At 35.6% G+C, this 3,145-nt stretch carries 2 protein-coding genes; one reads left to right on the top strand and one right to left on the bottom strand.

The window, feature by feature from the left end; all coding sequences use genetic code 11:
• Nucleotides 1–1,078, bottom strand: a 1,078-nt coding sequence (locus ABXH34_RS18190) for a COR domain-containing protein (protein ID WP_353573306.1), incomplete at its 3' end; no start/stop codon positions are given.
• A 361-nt stretch (nt 1,079–1,439) separates the two neighbouring features.
• On the opposite strand from ABXH34_RS18190, the gene murD reads away from it, so the two are divergent.
• Complete coding sequence (murD, locus tag ABXH34_RS18185) at nt 1,440–2,816, top strand: UDP-N-acetylmuramoyl-L-alanine--D-glutamate ligase (protein ID WP_353573305.1); 1,377 nt, start codon at nt 1,440–1,442, stop codon at nt 2,814–2,816.
• The last annotated feature ends 329 nt before the right edge of the window (nt 2,817–3,145 follow it).

The raw sequence follows: 3,145 nt of genomic DNA, 5'->3' as shown, positions 1-3,145 counted from the left end.
TAATACTACTTGGTAATACATCATAATGCAGTTCAAAACAAAGAGAATCATCAAAATCCCAGTTTATATCAGGTTCTTGAACAGATAATAAATCTAGAATTAAAAAGCGGTTATTTGTTTCTGGGAATTCAAAACATAACTCAAACTTCTCCATAATATCTATAATAAAGCGATGTTTATTAGATGGATATCGTTTCATATCTAAAATAGATGAAAGCAATGCAATATCAAGAATACCTTTTGATTGAAACAATAAATGACTGTTTAGTATTTTATAAATTCCTTCTGTAACCCACTGAGGATTTAAAATACTAGTATCTTGCAAATGTAGATACTTTCCGTTATCTCTAAAGCTTAGAACAATGCCTAAATCATGTAAAAAACTAATAAGAGTTTGCTGAGCCAAAGCTGTAATATTTTCGCGTTCACATAACTTCTCATATTCAGCATAAGAAATAAAATCTCTACGCATATTCTGTAGTTTTTGTTTGATAGAAAACCATGACTTTGGTAATAAATCATGAATATGAGGTAATTGATTAATACAAGAAAAAATAGTTTGCTCTAATTCTTCAATACCTTGATTCTCCTTGCAAGAAACAGGAATAAAACTTTTTATTGATGGATATTTACGTTGCAAGAACTTTTCATTCAATTCAAGAATATGCTGGTCAATTTTATTAAGAACAATAATAATTGGAGAATCATCACCATAGACCTGAATTAGTTTGAGCCAATATTCAATGCGACTATATTGTTCTTCTTGTCTTGCATCTAATACCAACAAATACAAACTGCGCTTAGTTAAAAAGAATTGATGCGTAGCGTGCATGATTTCTTGTCCACCAAAATCCCATACATTTAAACGGACATTTTCATTATTAATGTTAACTTGCCAATTTTGGATGTTAATTCCATCTGTCATATTCTCATTCGCATCAAATTCATTTAAAATCAATCGATTAATAAGCGAAGTCTTGCCCACGCTACCTTGTCCTAAAACCAAAATTTTAGCTTCATTTAACGGGTAGTTTTGTGCTGTGTTATTTTCAGTATCAGTATTAATATCTTGTGTCATTTTCTATACCACAATAAGTTAATATTTTAAATTTACCTTAAAAAGCAAAAAATTTCATCTTATAAAGATAACATTGCAATAGATTTTCTACTCTCAGAATATAACTCTAAAGCTTGCTGAATACACTTAAAAAATGAACGCTATGGTAATGGAATCGGCAAGATTTGCCAAATATAGTCAATTTGATCTTGAGTGCGAGGACTGTCCTGTCATTGTTTAAATATCAATCAGTTTTAAAGTCTAGGACTGCCAGTCCCGTATCATCTTAGAATAAAACGACTATAACTGAATCAAGATAGGTTGATAATTATGGACGATTAATTGATAATCATGCGCTGATAAAATTGCCAGTTAATCAAAAATGCCTGCTCAAAATTTACACTGCTTGCCTACCAATTACACTGTTGTGATGGGCATGGGACAAACGGGAATTGCTTGTACTCGTTTTTTGCTGCAACAGCATATCCCAGTCTGTGTCATAGATAATCGTGAACATCCTCCTCAACTCCAAGCCTTACAACAAATCGATTCTGAAATTCCCTATATAACAGGCCAGTTTGATGCAGATATTTTAGCTCGTGCCCAAGAAATTGTAATTAGTCCCGGTTTATCGGTTCAAGAACCTGCCTTACAAGCTGCAATTCAAGCCAAAGTCCCTATCATCAGTGAAATTGAATTGTTTGCTCGTCATGTTGATGCGCCCGTGGTTGCGATTACAGGTTCAAATGGGAAAAGTACCGTCACAACATTGCTTGGAGAAATGGCAAAACAAGCGGGTTGGGATGTGCGAGTTGGTGGCAATTTAGGGACATCGGCTTTAGATTTAATCACTCGACAACGTCCTGATATTTATATTTTGGAGTTATCTAGTTTTCAATTGGAAACAACCCATTCATTGAAACCTAAAGCGGCTGTGGTGTTGAATGTGTGTGAAGATCACATGGATCGATATAATAACTTTGCTGATTACAGTGCGACCAAACAAAAAATTTATCAAAATTGTGAACACGTTATTATCAATGCTGATGATCCATTGGTTGTCGCCATGTTGCAGCCTCAACAAGCCCATTTAAGTTTCAGCTTACATTGCGGTCGGGGCACTTATAGTATTTGCCCGCATCAAGGTGAATCTTATTTTGCGCGTAATCATGAGACTCAATTCCCCACTCCATTATTACCTGTTAAAACCACTAAATTACAAGGTCGGATTATGCAATCCAATATGCTAGCGGCACTGGCTTTGGGTGAGGCGATTGATATTCCAATGACGGCTATGCTAGATACGCTACAAACATTTCAAGGTTTACCGCATCGGTGTCAATGGGTGGCACAACATCAAGGCATTAATTGGTTTAATGATTCCAAGGGCACAAATGTAGGTGCGACGATAGCAGCTATTCAGGGTTTAGAACGTCCTAGAAAAACGATATTAATCGCAGGTGGTGAGGGTAAAGGAGCAGATTTTGAACCATTGGCAATGATGGCAGAACAGCATTTGAAAGCCTGTGTTTTAATTGGACGTGATGCGGCATTGATTCAAAAGGCGTTTGAAGAATATTCCAATATCCCAATCCATTTTGCAGATAGCATGGAAATGGCGATTTCTGAAGCGAGTCAATTAGCTCAATCAGGCGATGTGGTGTTGTTATCTCCTGCTTGCGCCAGTTTTGATATGTTTAAAGGTTATGAACATAGAGGGCAATGCTTTATTGAGGCAGTTCAGCAATTCAATGTATAAAATTAGATTAGGAGTACAAGTTGCTATTTGAGCAAGGTATGTATGTACTCTTAAAGTTATCCACAGCCTAAACTAGAATTATTCATGTAATTATGACTCAAATGATAGCGCCTAAACTGGCTATTTTTAAAGATATTTCTACTCAATCGCCTCAATTTTTCAAAATCTCCTCAACCAAAAATCAATAACTTAGCCTGTGGATAAGTCTGTGGATAAGTCTGTGGATAACCTGTGGATAAAATCAAAATTCCTGTGGATAACTTTTTGACACCTAGCGTGAGGTAAAGTTATCCCATACTTATCCACAGGTTATCCACAGACTTATCCAC

It is taken from the genome of Candidatus Albibeggiatoa sp. nov. BB20 (assembly GCA_016744725.1).
In the GTDB taxonomy this organism is placed as follows: domain Bacteria; phylum Pseudomonadota; class Gammaproteobacteria; order Beggiatoales; family Beggiatoaceae; genus Albibeggiatoa.
The sequence above is the reverse complement of the archived record's forward strand: the minus strand, read 5'-3'. Positions and strand labels throughout refer to the sequence as shown.